This is a genomic window from Marinomonas sp. BSi20584 (assembly GCF_002792415.1).
GTDB classification, from domain to species: domain Bacteria; phylum Pseudomonadota; class Gammaproteobacteria; order Pseudomonadales; family Marinomonadaceae; genus Marinomonas; species Marinomonas polaris.
On the sequence record NZ_KZ454877.1, the window covers coordinates 145,387 to 160,885 of the forward strand.

At 41.8% G+C, this 15,499-nt stretch carries 17 protein-coding genes and 1 tRNA gene; 5 read left to right on the forward strand and 13 right to left on the reverse strand.

The features are described 5' to 3' along the window. Positions 1 to 609: 609 nt before the first annotated feature. Entirely contained in the window at positions 610 to 720 is a 111-nt protein-coding gene (locus TY87_RS23000) for a helix-turn-helix domain-containing protein (protein ID WP_442919209.1), read from the forward strand. 24 nt (positions 721 to 744) lie between these two features. Then, positions 745 to 930: a hypothetical protein gene (locus TY87_RS10385; protein WP_100187035.1), complete on the forward strand. Its 186-nt coding sequence runs from the start codon at positions 745 to 747 to the stop codon at positions 928 to 930. Between the two features lie 198 nt (positions 931 to 1,128). Here TY87_RS10385 and TY87_RS10390 read toward each other — a convergent pair. From TY87_RS10390 to uvrB, 3 genes are all read right to left on the reverse strand, one after another. After that, positions 1,129 to 1,205: transfer RNA gene (locus TY87_RS10390), tRNA-Val, on the reverse strand. Between the two features lie 82 nt (positions 1,206 to 1,287). Beyond that, positions 1,288 to 1,476 (reverse strand): hypothetical protein, encoded by a 189-nt coding sequence (locus TY87_RS10395; protein ID WP_072841210.1) that lies wholly within the window; start codon positions 1,474 to 1,476, stop codon positions 1,288 to 1,290. Positions 1,477 to 1,495: 19 nt separating this feature from the next. Then, on the reverse strand, positions 1,496 to 3,523 hold the full coding sequence (gene uvrB, locus TY87_RS10400) for an excinuclease ABC subunit UvrB (protein ID WP_072841209.1): 2,028 nt from the start codon (positions 3,521 to 3,523) through the stop codon (positions 1,496 to 1,498). 286 nt (positions 3,524 to 3,809) lie between these two features. On the opposite strand from uvrB, the gene TY87_RS10405 reads away from it, so the two are divergent. Then, entirely contained in the window at positions 3,810 to 5,534 is a 1,725-nt protein-coding gene (locus TY87_RS10405; RefSeq protein WP_100187036.1) for a SulP family inorganic anion transporter, read from the forward strand. Positions 5,535 to 5,563: 29 nt separating this feature from the next. Here TY87_RS10405 and TY87_RS10410 read toward each other — a convergent pair whose 3' ends face one another. From TY87_RS10410 to ihfB, 5 genes are all read right to left on the reverse strand, one after another. Beyond that, positions 5,564 to 5,878 carry a ComEA family DNA-binding protein gene (locus tag TY87_RS10410; RefSeq protein ID WP_100187037.1) on the reverse strand — a complete coding sequence of 105 codons (315 nt, stop codon included), beginning with the start codon at positions 5,876 to 5,878 and terminating at the stop codon, positions 5,564 to 5,566. 147 nt (positions 5,879 to 6,025) lie between these two features. Beyond that, a complete protein-coding gene (pyrF, locus tag TY87_RS10415; RefSeq protein WP_100187038.1) occupies positions 6,026 to 6,733 on the reverse strand; it encodes an orotidine-5'-phosphate decarboxylase in 708 nt (235 codons plus the stop codon). A 59-nt stretch (positions 6,734 to 6,792) separates the two neighbouring features. Continuing rightward, positions 6,793 to 7,971 carry a lipopolysaccharide assembly protein LapB gene (lapB, locus tag TY87_RS10420; protein WP_072841205.1) on the reverse strand — a complete coding sequence of 393 codons (1,179 nt, stop codon included), beginning with the start codon at positions 7,969 to 7,971 and terminating at the stop codon, positions 6,793 to 6,795. Positions 7,972 to 7,976: 5 nt separating this feature from the next. Next, positions 7,977 to 8,300 (reverse strand): lipopolysaccharide assembly protein LapA domain-containing protein, encoded by a 324-nt coding sequence (locus tag TY87_RS10425; protein ID WP_072841204.1) that lies wholly within the window; start codon positions 8,298 to 8,300, stop codon positions 7,977 to 7,979. Between the two features lie 74 nt (positions 8,301 to 8,374). Then, on the reverse strand, positions 8,375 to 8,683 hold the full coding sequence (ihfB, locus tag TY87_RS10430) for an integration host factor subunit beta (RefSeq protein WP_072841203.1): 309 nt from the start codon (positions 8,681 to 8,683) through the stop codon (positions 8,375 to 8,377). Positions 8,684 to 8,891: 208 nt separating this feature from the next. Here ihfB and ppa point away from each other — a divergent pair, with 208 nt between their 5' ends. Next, positions 8,892 to 9,422: an inorganic diphosphatase gene (gene ppa, locus TY87_RS10435; RefSeq protein ID WP_072841202.1), complete on the forward strand. Its 531-nt coding sequence runs from the start codon at positions 8,892 to 8,894 to the stop codon at positions 9,420 to 9,422. A gap of 134 nt (positions 9,423 to 9,556) precedes the next feature. Here ppa and trxB read toward each other — a convergent pair whose 3' ends face one another. Together trxB and TY87_RS10445 are read right to left on the reverse strand one after the other, a co-directional pair. After that, positions 9,557 to 10,510, reverse strand: a complete 954-nt coding sequence (gene trxB / locus TY87_RS10440) for a thioredoxin-disulfide reductase (protein WP_072841201.1) — start codon at positions 10,508 to 10,510, stop codon at positions 9,557 to 9,559. Between the two features lie 127 nt (positions 10,511 to 10,637). Continuing rightward, the gene (locus TY87_RS10445; RefSeq protein WP_100187039.1) at positions 10,638 to 11,426 is read right to left on the reverse strand and encodes a HesA/MoeB/ThiF family protein; all 789 of its coding nucleotides are present in this window, start codon (positions 11,424 to 11,426) and stop codon (positions 10,638 to 10,640) included. 87 nt (positions 11,427 to 11,513) lie between these two features. Between TY87_RS10445 and TY87_RS10450 the strand changes: the two genes are divergently transcribed. After that, positions 11,514 to 12,812 (forward strand): inosine/guanosine kinase, encoded by a 1,299-nt coding sequence (locus TY87_RS10450; RefSeq protein WP_100187040.1) that lies wholly within the window; start codon positions 11,514 to 11,516, stop codon positions 12,810 to 12,812. Between the two features lie 115 nt (positions 12,813 to 12,927). Here the strand turns inward: TY87_RS10450 and TY87_RS10455 are convergent, their stop codons facing one another. The 3 genes from TY87_RS10455 to TY87_RS10465 form a co-directional block, all read right to left on the reverse strand. Then, positions 12,928 to 13,437, reverse strand: a complete 510-nt coding sequence (locus TY87_RS10455) for a chemotaxis protein CheW (protein WP_012070905.1) — start codon at positions 13,435 to 13,437, stop codon at positions 12,928 to 12,930. A 105-nt stretch (positions 13,438 to 13,542) separates the two neighbouring features. Then, complete coding sequence (locus tag TY87_RS10460; protein WP_072841198.1) at positions 13,543 to 14,412, reverse strand: Tim44 domain-containing protein; 870 nt, start codon at positions 14,410 to 14,412, stop codon at positions 13,543 to 13,545. Between the two features lie 11 nt (positions 14,413 to 14,423). Beyond that, positions 14,424 to 15,431 carry a tryptophan--tRNA ligase gene (locus tag TY87_RS10465; RefSeq protein ID WP_072841197.1) on the reverse strand — a complete coding sequence of 336 codons (1,008 nt, stop codon included), beginning with the start codon at positions 15,429 to 15,431 and terminating at the stop codon, positions 14,424 to 14,426. Positions 15,432 to 15,499 lie beyond the last annotated feature (68 nt).

Below are 15,499 nucleotides of genomic sequence, written 5' to 3' on the forward strand. Positions count from 1 at the left end.
AAGTATTTTGTTAAACGTTTAACAGTGGAAAATTTTATCCATATTAAACAAGATAAAACCAAGTTTTTACGGGGATTTTTTGTGTTCGAAATACAGTTGAAAATTGCTTTCTGACATTTTTAACAGAAAAATCTCAATGATTAGTTTGCTCTGAGCATACGAGATAAAATTATTCTAACCTGTCGATTGGGGCTAAGCGTGAGACGACTGTTGATAAAAGATGAAGAAAAATATAAAACGCACATTAAAGGCATTAGGGTTTAACGTAGAGGTTACTGCAGTTGCTCTAGATGAGCTATGTAATGGATAAAAGCTATGTTGAAATAGTCAAAACCATTATAGATAAAAGAAATTCTGCGAGTAAGCTTTCTAGTGCTAAGATTGCAGAATGGGCGAAAACATCTAACGTTGAATGCCATGAACACATTCGGGCATAGGGACTACCGAGCGATAAAAAAAGATTGGTTTATCAAACACGTCACCAATAGGTATTGCCAACCTATCTATGAAAGCCTCGACTTAAATAGAAAGTCTAAGCTGTTTAAATAATGATCGAGGTGCATTCTTATGGATCGTAAAGCTCAACAAGATATTTTAGTGGAATTAAAAATGCTAAATTATACAGAAGAAACTGGCAATATATCGAAGACATGTCGTCATTTTGGGATTTGCAGAGAAACCGTTTATACATGGCGAAGAGCGTATATAGTTCTACTTTAAATCCGGTTATCCAAAAAATACATCATGGCACTGGCTGGCCATGCTACCGAAGACATGACAAACCACTACATAGACGGCCACGAACAAAAAGAAGCCCTACAAGTGGCCGCAGGGTTAGATGTGACTAAAATAGACATGACAAACATCAACTGGAAAGACCAACGAATACCGCGAGAACTCGCCAAACTAATCGACGAAGAAGAGAGCTAACCGCTCTCTTTTTTTATGCCTGCACGAAAATGACAGCAATAACGACAACTTTTCAAGCACACAAAACAAGCCAAAAGCCCCATAAAAGCCAAGAAAAAAAGAAAGGTTTAGAAAATTTAAGGAAAATATACGGAAAAAGAATACAAAAAAAGGGCTTACGAATTAACGTAAGCCCTTGATTTTTTTTACTAAATTAGGTGGTAGGACTAAGCAGATTCGAACTGCTGACCTCTACCATGTCAAGGTAGCGCTCTAACCAACTGAGCTATAGTCCTAAAAAGTGTTGGCTATTATACGCAGAGGTTTGCTTTTGACAAGCCCTCGTTGGTATTTTTTGAAGTCTTTGTTTTAAAACTATTATTCACTGACAGGAACAAGCAGTTCGTGGCCAATCACTTCGTCAATTAAGCCATAAGGCACTTTGTATTTTTTGTCTTTAAATCGCACAAGCGCATAGTCGTAGCACATCTCAATTACGGTGCAGTTGACTATGACGCCGTTGTCGATAACGCGGATAATATTGTAATTTCTAAGAGTTATGGCCATTTAAGACTCCTCTGTTATTTTATGATTCGCCAACGTCTTTTAATTTTCGTTGAAGCTGGCGAATCTGATCCCGGTAACCCGCCGCTAATTCGAATTTCAACTCTTCCGAAGCTAGCATCATTTCTTTTTGCAGTTGGATCATAGCTTTACGCACTTGTGCCACGTCTTCCATGCTTTCCACTTGATAATCTTTTGCTGTCTCAGCCACTTTCTTGGTTTTGTTGCCACGTTTACCAGCACCAGGGTTATAAGCACCTTCCATGATGTCTTCCACGGATTTGGTAATACCTACAGGCGTAATGCCATGCTCTTCGTTATGGGCTTTTTGCTTTTCACGGCGACGATCCGTTTCGCTGATCGCCCTCTCCATGGATCCAGTAATACGATCGGCGTACAAAATCGCTTTGCCATTAACGTTACGAGCAGCACGACCAATAGTTTGAATAAGCGATTTTTCCGAGCGCAAGAAGCCTTCTTTATCGGCGTCAAGAATCGCCACAAGGCTAACTTCTGGAATGTCCAAACCTTCTCGCAGCAAGTTGATCCCAACTAACACATCAAACTCACCCAAACGTAAATCTCGAATGATCTCTACTCGTTCGACGGTGTCGATATCAGAATGCAGATAACGCACACGGACACCATGATCACTTAAATAGTCACTTAAATCTTCCGCCATCCGCTTGGTTAAAGTGGTTACCAAAATACGCTCACCAATCGGCGTTCTTAGATTAATTTCAGACAACAAATCGTCCACCTGAGTTGCCACAGGTCGAACTTCTAGAATAGGGTCTATCAAGCCTGTAGGGCGAACAATTTGCTCTACCACCCAGTCTTGATGCTCTGCTTCGTATTTTCCCGGTGTTGCTGACACAAAAATAGTCTGCGGTTTAATCTGTTCCCATTCTTCAAATCTCATAGGACGATTATCAAGAGCAGAAGGCAAACGGAAGCCATACTCGACAAGGTTCTCTTTACGAGACCTATCGCCTTTGTACATGGCGCCGATCTGCGACACTGTAACGTGAGATTCGTCGATAACTAACAAAGCATTGGCTGGCAGGTAATCGAATAAAGTTGGCGGTGGTGAGCCCTCTTCACGACCAGACAAATAACGCGAGTAGTTTTCTATGCCGTTGCAGTAGCCCAGCTCCTGCATCATTTCTAAATCATATCGCGTACGCTGATCAAGGCGTTGCATTTCTACCAACTTATTAAGCGATTTAAGCTGCTCAAGACGCTGATCCAATTCCACTTTAATACGTTCAATTGCTGCTTGTACGGTTTCTTTTGGTGTCACATAGTGAGTTTTCGGATAAATCGTCACACGGGGAACTTTGCGAATGGTTTTGTTAGTTAACGGGTCAATCATCGATAAGGTTTCGACTTCGTCATCAAATAGTTCGATGCGAATCGCGGTGTCTTCAGAGTCCGCAGGAAACACTTCGATAACATCGCCACGAACACGGAAATTACCGCGCTCTAATACCAAATCGTTGCGGCTATATTGCAGCTCAGCCAAACGACGCAACACATCACGCTGATCAATGCGATCACCACGATCAAGGTGCAACATCATTTTTAAATAAGATTGCGGATCGCCCAGACCATATATCGCCGAAACCGTAGCAACAATAATAACGTCTTCACGCTCTAGCAAGGCTTTAGTCGCCGACAGTCGCATTTGCTCTATGTGTTCGTTGACTGATGCGTCTTTCTCAATAAAGGTATCAGACGCAGCCACATACGCTTCTGGCTGGTAATAATCGTAGTAAGAAACAAAATATTCAACGGCGTTATTGGGAAAGAATTCTTTGAATTCGCCGTAAAGCTGTGCCGCCAAGGTCTTGTTGTGAGCCATGACAATGGTTGGGCGTTTCACTTGTGAGATGACATTGGCAATAGTGTACGTTTTACCTGAGCCTGTTACCCCAAGTAATGTTTGGTGAGCCAAGCCCGCTTCGACACCACGAACAAGTTTCTCTATGGCTTTTGGCTGATCGCCTGCGGGTGAATAAGATGAAACAACCTGAAACTCTTGCGACACGGATATTTTCCCTTAGCTTTACAATCGACTTAATAGATTACCAAATTTTGCTAGAGACGTCTGGTATTTCAATCACTCATAACAGTTTGATTCCAGCAATATCTATCTCAAAGAAGAAAACTATCAAGATTAGACTTTACCAATTTCGCCACCATATATAACATAATGAAATATTCTTATAACCTAAACCAATTCATTCAAAAATATTAGCACTAGGGAATTAGGCATGCATTTTTATGTGTCATGATTACAAAGCACTCAACCAAAATATTTTTAAGCGAGTAAAATGACTAAATTGGAAAAATACTTTCCAGCAATGGCTTGGCTTAAAGGCTATTCACGAGAAGACATGCAAACAGATGCGATGGCCAGTTTGATAGCCACCATTTTGTTAATTCCACAAAGCATGGGTTACGCCTTGCTTGCAGGGCTACCCGCCGTGGTTGGCCTCTACGCAGGAATCATTCCTGCTATTTTGTACTCCCTTTTTGGAACTAGCCGCACACTTGCTGTTGGCCCAGTCGCCATTACCTCAATGATGACCGCGACCATCGCAATGCCATTCGCACTACCTGGAAGTGAAAATTATGCAGCTATCGCAATGATGTTGGCGTTTCTATCCGGTGTTTTTTTGATTTTGATGAGCCTGTTAAAAATGGGCTTTCTATCTAACTTATTAAGTCATCCGGTTATTTCCGGTTTTATTAGTGCTTCTGCAATTTTAATTGCTGTTGGCCAGTTCAAGCACTTAATTGGTGTTCAAGCCCATGGCAACAATCTAATCGAGCTAGCGAAAAGTATGATGCTGCATAGCAAAGACATCAATCTACCCACTGTCATTTTAAGTGCGATTTCCATCACTCTTTTAATACTACTAAAACGCTATTTAACACCTGTTCTTAGCAAACTTGGGTTAGCGAAAAATACCGCTAGCATGTTGGGCAAAGCAGGCCCTGTAATCGTTGTCCTTGCAACAACAAGCTGCGTTGCAGTATTTTCTCTAGACTCAATCGGTATCAAAATCGTTGGCGATATAAGCAATAGTTTACCCACGATACCTTTTGAAAATTTTACTTTAGATACCATGATTGATCTGTTACCGGGGGCTTTTCTAATCAGCATTGTGGGCTTCGTTGGGTCTGTTTCTGTTGCTCAATCTTTTGCGGCAAAGCGTAAACAAGATATTAATCCAAACCAAGAGCTGGTCGGATTGGGGTTGGCGAACTTAGCCGCAGCATTTAGTGCCTCTTTCCCAGTAACAGGTGGGTTTTCAAGGTCGGTGGTCAATGTCAGTGCCGGAGCGAAAACCCCAATGACAGGCATATTAACCGGATTATTAATGCTTATAACTTTGCTATTTTTTACACCGCTTTTTTACTATCTTCCAACAGCGGTATTAGCAAGCAGCATTACTATCTCTATTTTGCAGCTTATCGATTTTAAAGACTTCTTAAGACTCTATCGTTTCTCTAAACAAGAAGCACTCGGCTTGTTAGCAACCTTCTTTGTCGTACTATTTATTGGTATGGAAACAGGAATAATCGTTGGGGTTTCGTTATCACTCTTGTTCTTTCTTTGGCACACTAGCCATCCACATATTGCCGTGGTTGGTCGCCTTCCAGGAACAGAACACTTTCGTAATGTGAATCGCTTTGATGTCGAAACAGACCCAGAAATAGTCACCATTCGAATTGATGAAAACCTCTTCTTTGCCAACGCCCGAGTGCTAGAAGATTACGTGTTGACGCTAATATCAAGACATAAAGACACCAAACATCTCATTCTGATGTGCAACGCAGTCAATATGATAGATGCCAGTGCATTAGATAGTTTAGAAACCATTGACGATAGATTGAAATCCGCTGGCGTCATGCTGCATTTTTCAGAAATTAAAGGCCCCGTAATGGATAAGCTAACGGACTCTAGCCTAATAGAAAACCTGAGTGGACAAGTCTTTTTAACCCAACATCAAGCCATTAAAGCCTTAACAATAAAACAAGCGGACGCATAATCCGCTTGTTTTCAGTTATCTAAATAAAGCTAATTTTTCGAATTTTCACCGGTTGCCACGACTTGAAGTAAATCCCTATTGCGGGCCAAAAGCGCATCACCAATACCTTTAACCTGAGCTAATTGATCAACGGAATCAAAGCCGCCATTAGCCTCACGATAAGCAATAATTGCCTCCGCTTTTTTAATCCCAACACCAGACATCACCGCAGAAAACTGGGTAGCAGTTGCGGTATTTATATCCAAAGGGGTTGCAGCGAAAAGCGAGAAAGGCATAAAAGCCAGAGAGATAACAAGAAGTGAGCGAGCAGCACAAACACACAAAATACGTTTGAAATTCGTCATAGAAAAATCCTTTTCAAATTCTTTTAAAAACAGAAGATGGCATCTTGCCAATAAAAAACCACTTACTGCGTCAACAAGAGCTGAAACAAGTAAGTGGTTTTAGAGTAAAAGGTTTTTAACCAGACTTCAAGGCTCAAGGCGAGCAATTTATGTCATCAAGCCCAAATCAGCATTTGCCTGAGTTAATACCGCAATAGGATCATTCGCCTGTGTAATAGGACGCCCCATTACAAGGTAATGACTACCAGCTGCCATTGCTTCAGCTGGTGTCATGATCCGTTTCTGATCGCCTTGATCAGAACCAGCAGGACGAATACCTGGAGTTACTAAAACAAAGTCTTTACCTAGATCTGCTGACAACATACTGGATTCTTGTGCAGAGCAAACCACACCATCCATTCCTGATGATTTTGCTAATGCAGCAAGACGTTTTACATGTTGCTCAGGGGTTGCATCTATACCTATTTCTATAAGGTCGCTTTGATCCATACTGGTCAGTACCGTCACCGCGATCAGCAAGGTTTTATTATCAGGCAGTTGTTGTAACGCATTAGCAGAGGCCTCCATCATTCGGCGACCACCAGAGGCATGTACGTTTACCATCCAAACACCAGCCCTTGCCGCCACACTAACAGCATTGGCAACCGTATTGGGAATATCATGAAATTTAAGATCTAGAAAAATCTCGAATCCTAATTTATGCAGTTCATCCAAAATCACAGGACCAGCTGTTGTAAATAGCTCTTTGCCGACTTTAACTCGACATTGTTCAGGGTCAAGTCGTTTGGCCATCTCAATAGATTGCGCCATGGTTGGATAATCTAGGGCAACCACTATAGGGGATTGGCAGCTCATTCAGTGTCCTCTTTCTTTCAGTTTCTATCGTTTATAAGTGTCACAATGCTCTGGTGGTTTTATTCGCCTTCCAATCCATGAATCGGCTTCACCACACCCCAATTTTTACAACTTGGACACTGCCAATGCAATTGATGGCCTGGAAAGCCGCACTGACGGCATTGATATTTGTGTTTCGCTTGAACCAGCTGATCAATAAGCTCAAATAGAACCACCAGATGTTGCTGGTTGTATCCTTGAGAATCAGCAAGCTGCAAGCTAATTAGCTCTTTGAAGCCTTTAATTGTTGGGTGCTGCCTTAACTGCTCAACCAAAAACATTTCGGCGTAGTCTTTATCGGTTTCCATATAATGCTGAACAAGTGCCATAATTAACGCTGTAGAAGGTTTTTTCTGGTTCTGTTCTTGTAGAAATTTAATATATCCACCACTACCCCATACCTTTTGATAACACTCTTTTAACTTGGGGATAATGATTGAAATGAATTCTGGATCTTGCTCCGCAGCATGCTTTAGCTCTTTAATCGCATCACGATAACGGCCCTGACTATTTAATACATCGGCAGCGCCAATACTCGCTCGAACACAACTAGAATCTACATCTAAAGCATCTTTATAATGCTGGAAGGCCTGCTTCCATTGCTCTTTCTTTTGGAGTTCTTGCGCCATTTCACAATGAAAATGTGCCAAGCGCTTAATCTCTTTTTTGGTTGGCGTTTCTTTTATCAATTCAGAACCGATTTGAATAGCCTTATCCCAGCTTTGCTCAAATTCATAAAGATCCACGAGCAAGGTAAGTATTTTAGGTTGAAACTCACTTTTTCGTGATGTGGACGCCATATTTAATAACAGGCGACCCGCTCTATCCAACAAACCTGCCGACATAAAGTCACTGGCCAATTCCAATTGCACCATACGCATTTCACGCTGGGATATTTCGGGGCGAGCGAGTAAGTTTTGATGGATGTTAATCGCTTTTTGTATTTCGCCTTTTTTACGAAATAAATTGCCTAGTGTGAGATGAATATCAAAAGTATCAGAGTTAACTTCTAAGGAATCAACAAAAGCATCAATAGCCTCTGAGTGTTGATCGTTAAGTAAATGATTGAGGCCACGAAAATAATCCGTCGGAATATTTTTCTTAACCTGCTTATTTTTCTTGGTCGGATTTTTACGCCCCATTGCCCAGCCAACGAAGAGCGCGACAAAAAGAACCAAAAACAACCCAATTTCGGTCAACTCAATTACTCCTTCCCAACAGAAAGCTCTTTAGCAATAGAGGCTTTACGCAAGGCATCCACTTCATCTCGTGCTTTTTCGTATTTACGAGTCAACACCCTAATCTGGCGTTCACTACGCAAATACGCAATAGAGCTGACTAAAAGAGCCACACAAGCTCCTACGGTAAAAGATAAAATGACATAAAGAGCGACGCTTAGTTCGGGACCTTGCCAAAAAACAAGATCAAGGGGAATAAGTTGTGGATTACGGATGGCAAAAAACACACCCACGGCGAGAAAGAAAACAATGAGTACTGTATAAGTAACTCTTTTCAGCCATTTAAGCATAAAACAACCTACCAAAAATAGAATGGCGTTATTATGCCGTGATAGCTCATAGATTTCGAGGCATAAGACGTAAATTAGTTAAGTTCGTTGATCTCATTGTCTTCAGGTAGGTTGACTAACTCTCTCAACTCTTTACCTGGTTTAAAATGAGGTACATATTTCGCGCTTAACTCAACAGACTCCCCAGTTTTAGGGTTTCGGCCTATTCTAGGTGCTCGATAATGTAGAGAAAAACTACCAAAGCCTCGTATCTCAATGCGCTCACCATTTGCCAAAGAATCAGACATATGTTCAAGCATTGCTTTGATTGCTTGCTCAACATCTTTTACTGGTAAATGGGATTGCTGATCGATTAGCAGCTCTATCAGCTCAGATTTTGTCATTACTGTCCTCGCGACTATAATTTGATCACTGTGTAAGACTAGCTAAATTCAGAAAGAAAGCAATAAGTTAACGCATTTTAAGGCTATTTTTACTCATTTAATTCGATCTGAATAGCGAATATTACGAAAGGATGCGTTCCACAACTAGCATAGAAGCTGTCTAGCTTTTATAATATCGCCCATATTTAATACATTGGAAGAAATAATAATGAGCTATAGCAAAATACCTGCCGGCAAAGATGCACCAAACGACATCAACGTTATCATCGAAATTCCAGCACAAGCGAACCCAGTAAAATACGAAGTTGATAAAGACATGGACGCGCTTGTTGTTGACCGCTTCATGACGGCTCCTATGTTTTACCCTGCAAACTACGGTTACGTAAACAACACTTTAGCTGATGACGGTGACCCAGTTGACGTATTGGTTATTACGCCTTACCCAGTTGTACCAGGTTCTGTTATTCGCTGCCGTCCGGTTGGCGTACTGAACATGTCTGACGAAGCGGGTATGGACGCTAAATTGGTTGCCGTTCCTCACGAAAAACTAAGTAAAGAATACGGTCATATCCAAGATGTGAACGACATTCCACAATTGCTACGTGATCAAATCGAACATTTCTTCGAAAACTACAAAACTCTTGAAAAAGGTAAGTGGGTAAAAGTAGAAGGCTGGGCGAACGCAGAAGAAGCGAAAAAAGCCATCGTTGAAGGCATCGAAGCTTACAACGCTCAGTAATTCGTTTAACACGAATTACCATAGGCATAAAAAAACCGATCCTAGAATCGGTTTTTTTTGTTTATGACACTAATTCAACAAAGTTTAAGGCTTATGTACAACGTATTGAACATACCACCTCATTCCTAACTTGCTCACTCTTGAGAATCAAGAAAACGTTCCGCATCCAACGCCGCCATACAACCAGTACCCGCTGATGTGATTGCTTGACGGTAAATATGGTCAGACACATCACCCGCAGCAAAAACACCTTCAACGCTAGTTTGCGTCGCGTTACCGTGCGTACCAGATTGCACTTTTAAGTAGCCATCTTTCATTTCAAGCTGACCTTGGAAGATATCTGTATTTGGCTTATGACCAATCGCAACAAACAAACCAGCAACAGCCAATTCTTTTGTCTCGCCTGTTTGACTATTTTTGATACGAACACCAGTTACACCTGCACTATCGCCTAGCACTTCGTCTAGCTCAGAATGCCATTCGATTTTCACATTGCCGTTTTTCGCTTTTTCCATCAATTTGTCCGCTAGAATTTTTTCAGAGCGGAACTTGTCACGACGGTGAATAACGGTAACCGTTTTTGCAATGTTAGAAAGGTAAAGCGCTTCTTCAACAGCTGTATTACCACCACCGATTACAGCAACATCTTGGTTGCGGTAGAAGAAACCATCACAAGTTGCGCAAGCAGATACGCCTTGGCCCATGAATTTCGTTTCGCTCTCTAGACCCAAGTACTGAGCACTCGCACCAGTTGAAATAATCAACGCATCGCAAGTGTAAACACCACTGTCACCTTCCAAACGAAATGGACGGTTTTTTAAATCTACTTTATTGACATGGTCAAAAATGATTTCTGTTTCAAAACGCTCTGCATGCTTACGCATACGCTCCATCAATTCTGGACCTTGTACGCCTTGATCATCACCTGGCCAGTTATCAACTTCGGTAGTCGTCGTCAACTGACCACCCATTTGCATACCTGTAATCATCACAGGATTAAGGTTCGCACGAGCCGCATAAACAGCCGCGGTATAACCCGCTGGGCCAGAACCTAAAATCATTAATTTAGCGTGTTTAACATCGCTCATGTTATTGCTCCTGTAAATGAATGCTTGCCTGACACAAAAATGGTCGGCGAAAAAGTCTGTGGTGGATTCTAACGAAAATCAGCTGAAATTCTTAGAGAAAAATATTAATTACTAAAATAGGGACTATCTATGAGTTTTCAAGCGTAGGGCTAATTTTAACCATCACACCAGCTTCCTGCGAACAAGCCAAACACTCTGGATCTTGAGTTAAACGCATCTCACGCCACTCCCCTTCAAAACCATCGAACAGCCTTAATACACCATGTTTGACCTTTCCGCAGCCACTTGCCAGCTTTAAGGCTTCAAGTGCCTGATAGACGCCTAACAAGCCAACAACAGGTGCGACAATTCCACTCTCATTACAACTTAACTGCTGATCCGACAAAGACGGATATAAACATTCGTAACAAGGTGCTGAGTGCTGATGATATAAAAAGCTCACCAACTGCCCTTCCCAACGAATTGCTGCCGCACTAACTAATGGTTTTTTTAATGACAAACAAGCTCGGTTGATGGCTTGTCTAGCAGTAAAGTTGTCGGTACAGTCCAACACCACATCCGCTTGCTCTACGGCGTTTAATAGAGAATCGCCGGATAATTTTTGCGCGATAACCTCCACTTTGACAGCTTGATTTTTAAGAGCGATTTGTTTCGCCGCTGCATCAACCTTGTTTAAACCAATCTGACTTTCATCATAAAGCACTTGGCGAGGCAAATTACTGCTTTCTAATTGATCGCCGTCAGCCAAAATCAAATAGCCAACTCCGGAAGTTGCCAAATACGTGGCAGCAATATTTCCCAATCCACCCAAGCCAATGACCAAGACTTTCGCTTGAGCAAGGTTGAGTTGCCCTTGAATATCAAAATTGGTTAATAATAACTGACGACTATAACGATCTAACTCTGATTCGTTCATTTTCACCTTACTTTCTTACAACTCATCCTGCCCGACCGGTCAATTCTTTGCTAAACTCGCTTAATTATTTTACCCACGAGCACCAATATGAAGTTTCCCGGCAGACGCAAACTTAAACATTACTTTCCTGTTTCACAACCAAAGCCCGTTTTGCCGACATCGGAAGTTCGACCCGATAAAGACACCTACATTGTTGGTTTGGATGAAACTATTGTCGACGTAGTCGCTAATGTCTCTGATCAATTTTTAGAGACCTTTAAAATCCAAAAAGGCTTATCTAATCTTGTAGATGCTGATACAGCCTCCGCTATTTACAGCGAATTAACAGCACAAAATAGTATCTCTGATCATTTTGCCGGTGGCACCATTGGCAACACCATTCATAACTATTCTGTATTAGCCGATGACAAATCTGTACTACTTGGTGTTATGTCAGCCAACATCACTTTAGGGTCACCAGCTTACCATTATATCTGCCATACCAGCAGCAAAGTCGATATGAATCACTTACAAGGCGTACCTGGTGATATTGGCCGAGGTATTACCTTGATCACACCGGATGGTGAACGCACTTTTGCTATCGCCCCCGGTGACATGGATGAACTAGACGTCGATCACATACCCGAACATATCATCGCAGGAAGTGCAGCATTGGTAACATGCGCCTATCCATTGCGCCACCAAGGCAAACCGATTAAACAAGCTATGTTAAAAGCCTTGGAATACGCTCGCCTGCACCATGTTCCAACCGTATTAACATTAGGCACCAAGCACCTTGTAGAAGATAATCGCGAAGAGTTACTCGAACTGATTAAAAAATACGTCAACGTACTAGCGATGAATGAACTAGAAGCCGAAGCATTAACGGGCTTCTCAGATCCATTACAAGCCGCCAGTGCAATTCTAGACCATGTAGACATTGTGCTGCTTACCGCTGGCCCTGATGGCATGTATTTATGCGGACATACTGATGATGAACTAAGACGTGAAACCACACACCCAATAAAATCTGGTAGTTTGGCAGATTTTAACCGCTGGGAATTTAGTCGCCCAATGTTGCGCAAAGCGTGCAAACAACCGGTGAAAGTTTTTTCTCATATAGACCCGTATATGGGTGGTCCAGAGAAAATCCGCAACACCAATGGCGCTGGTGATGGCGCGCTATCGGCTTTACTGCATGATATTTCTGCCAATCATTTTCACAAAGAAGTTATTCCAAATTCCAGCAAACACTTAGCGCCATTTCTAGCCTATTCTTCTTTCGCACAGATCTGCAAATATTCAAACCGCGTGAGTTATGAAATACTCGCCCAAAACGCGTCTCGTTTATCCAGAGGGTTACCGGAACGAGAAGACAGCTTAGAGGAAGCTTATTGGGAAAGATAAGCTTCAAGACCACTGCCTATAAAATATAATTTTAGGCATAAAAAAACCATGCTCGGCGGCATGGTTTTTTCTATATTCACTCAATAAAAGAGCAGCTCAAAAAGAATCTGTTGGTTTAATTCATCGCTTCGATGCCAAGTGCATCATTGCGTTCAAACATACGGTTAAGCTCAAGTAAAATAACCAACTCTTCTTCTTTCTGATAAACACCTTGAATGAACTTCAATGCTTCATCATTACCAACGCTAGGACTTTGCTCAATCTCACCCTGGTATAAATAGAATACTTCTTGGACTGCATCAACAAGCAAACCAACTTGCTCGCCATCGTGTTCGATAATAATGATCCGAGTATCATCAGTAATAGTGCACTCTGGCAAACTAAAACGTACTCGAGTATCCACTACCGTCACGACATTACCACGTAAATTAACAATGCCTAATACATAAGAAGGCGCACCTGGAACTGGGGCGATTTCACTATACCGTAGCACTTCTTTAATCTGCATGACGTTAATACCATAGGTCTCGTCAATCAGCTTAAAAGTTAGATACTGTAACAACTCGCCTTTTTTCGATTCAGATAAGGCTTTCCCATTTTCTTTAATAGGCGCTAATTCAGACATGGCTCACATCCATATTCAGTTTAATAAGAGTAATGTAGAACTCATCACAAGCTTTGTCTAGTTTAAACAAATCATGATGAGTCTACGAGCAAAGTTAAGTAACAATTAGTTGTCTTGTTGTATCCCAACTATTGTCCAATTTCCATTTGCATCAGACATATTCTTTTCCAAATGCCAAATTTCATTTGTATCGGAAGTCTGATCACCTTCTTTGATCCAGCCTGAAAACTGCAAAGAGATAGAAGCTATTGAACCAATATATTCACCACGAACAAGCTCAGCCATCAAAGAGATAACTTCGGTACGCGGTTTGTTATCACCATGAGTCGCACGTTCTGCAACCAAAAGGTTGTAAAGCTCAGGGCTAACATAATCAAGAATTTCATCAAAATTATTGTCATCCCACGCTTTTTGCAGCGTGATGTAATGATTTTTTGCTTCGGCAACAAACGCCTGCTCATTAAATCCTGGTGGAAGCTTAATCTCTGGTTGTGCACCAAAGCCACTTATTCCAGACATTGGAGAAGGCTGAACATTATCGCGAGTTGAGTTTGGCACTTCGCGGAACATACCATTCGTACCTGCACCACTGGCTTGAGCCTGAGCAGCACGGCGTTTTGGTGCGATAAAGAACTTGTAGATCAAGAAACCGATCACAGCAAATAGCAAAATATCACCGAAAGAAATGCCATCAAAAGCACCACTTCCTAGCAAGGCAGCAAAAATACCACCAGCTAACAAACCACCTAACAAACCGCCGCCTAAACCACCCAAAAATCCAGGTTTTTTAGCGCCAGCTGCAGCGTTCGTCGTACTGCTTGTATTAGCTGCAGTGCTTTTAGGTTTAGAAACAGAAAAGCTTTTACCAAAACTTTTACCACCACCAAACTTTTTAGCCTGAACATCCGCACTATAACCGCCAGCGCCGATTGCCAAAACAAACGCCATTAACATGGCAAATACTGTTGTTTTCACAAAACTCTCCTTTATTTAAAGTTGACCAAACCAACGGCATTGCGTAAGTCTGAAATCATTCCACGTGCACGAGCTCGCGCTTTCTCTGCCCCTGCTTGTAACACTTCTTCTACATGAGCAGGATTGGCAATTAACTCAAGGTACTTTTCACGCGGCTCAGATAGTTGACCATTAACCAAAGTAAAAAGTTCCTTCTTCGCTTCGCCCCATGCAATACCTTCTGCATAATTCTGACGCATTTGTGCTGTTTGCTCAGGTGTTGCGAACGCTTTATAAATATCAAACACGGTAGAGTCTTCAGGGTCTTTAGCTTCACCTGGCTCTAACAAATTTGTTTTAATTTTATTGATACCTTTTTGTAGCTTTTTCTCAGTATCAAATAATGGAATCGTATTATTGTAGCTCTTACTCATCTTACGACCGTCTAGGCCTTTAAGTATTGAACCCTCTTCGCCAACAACGGCTTCAGGTAATACAAAATGCTCACCAAATAAATGATTAAAACGACCTGCAATGTCTCGCGCCATTTCTATATGCTGTATTTGGTCACGACCAACAGGCACTTTATGCGCGTTAAACGCCAAAATATCTGCAGCCATCAACACTGGATAGCAGAACAAGCCCATGGTAATACCAAAATCTGGGTCTTGGCCGTTCGCAAGATTTTCATCGACAGCGCCTTTATAAGCATGCGCGCGGTTCATCAAACCTTTAGCGGTCACACAAGTCAGTAGCCAATTCAATTCGGCAATTTCAGGAATATCAGACTGACGGTAAAAAGTTGCTTTATCAGTATCTAAGCCACACGCTAGCCAGGTCGCCGCGATTTCTAAACGAGACTGTTTCACGCGCTCTGGATCCTGACATTTGATCAACGCATGATAGTCTGCAAGGAAGAAGTAAGATTCCGTGTTTTCTTGACGGCTCGCTTCGATCGCAGGACGAATTGCACCCACATAGTTGCCTAGGTGTGGAGTGCCTGTGGTGGTAACACCGGTTAAAACAATTTCTTTTGCCATTGTTGCTACTCTTTCCTACTTTACATAATGTCGAAATTTTAAATTTTTACAGTGTTGAAATGCCGCTT

What these genes read in the sequence shown, in the direction of transcription:
- ppa (WP_072841202.1), top strand. Translation starts at nt 8,892, where the DNA reads ATGAGCTATAGCAAAATACCTGCCGGCAAAGATGCACCAAACGACATC.
- TY87_RS10405 (WP_100187036.1), top strand. Translation starts at nt 3,810, where the DNA reads ATGACTAAATTGGAAAAATACTTTCCAGCAATGGCTTGGCTTAAAGGC.
- pyrF (WP_100187038.1), bottom strand. Translation starts at nt 6,733, where the DNA reads ATGAGCTGCCAATCCCCTATAGTGGTTGCCCTAGATTATCCAACCATG.
- TY87_RS10385 (WP_100187035.1), top strand. Translation starts at nt 745, where the DNA reads ATGGCACTGGCTGGCCATGCTACCGAAGACATGACAAACCACTACATA.
- TY87_RS10465 (WP_072841197.1), bottom strand. Translation starts at nt 15,431, where the DNA reads ATGGCAAAAGAAATTGTTTTAACCGGTGTTACCACCACAGGCACTCCA.
- TY87_RS10450 (WP_100187040.1), top strand. Translation starts at nt 11,514, where the DNA reads ATGAAGTTTCCCGGCAGACGCAAACTTAAACATTACTTTCCTGTTTCA.
- trxB (WP_072841201.1), bottom strand. Translation starts at nt 10,510, where the DNA reads ATGAGCGATGTTAAACACGCTAAATTAATGATTTTAGGTTCTGGCCCA.
- TY87_RS10410 (WP_100187037.1), bottom strand. Translation starts at nt 5,878, where the DNA reads ATGACGAATTTCAAACGTATTTTGTGTGTTTGTGCTGCTCGCTCACTT.
- TY87_RS10455 (WP_012070905.1), bottom strand. Translation starts at nt 13,437, where the DNA reads ATGTCTGAATTAGCGCCTATTAAAGAAAATGGGAAAGCCTTATCTGAA.
- ihfB (WP_072841203.1), bottom strand. Translation starts at nt 8,683, where the DNA reads ATGACAAAATCTGAGCTGATAGAGCTGCTAATCGATCAGCAATCCCAT.
- TY87_RS10395 (WP_072841210.1), bottom strand. Translation starts at nt 1,476, where the DNA reads ATGGCCATAACTCTTAGAAATTACAATATTATCCGCGTTATCGACAAC.
- TY87_RS23000 (WP_442919209.1), top strand. Translation starts at nt 610, where the DNA reads ATGCTAAATTATACAGAAGAAACTGGCAATATATCGAAGACATGTCGT.
- TY87_RS10425 (WP_072841204.1), bottom strand. Translation starts at nt 8,300, where the DNA reads ATGCTTAAATGGCTGAAAAGAGTTACTTATACAGTACTCATTGTTTTC.
- TY87_RS10445 (WP_100187039.1), bottom strand. Translation starts at nt 11,426, where the DNA reads ATGAACGAATCAGAGTTAGATCGTTATAGTCGTCAGTTATTATTAACC.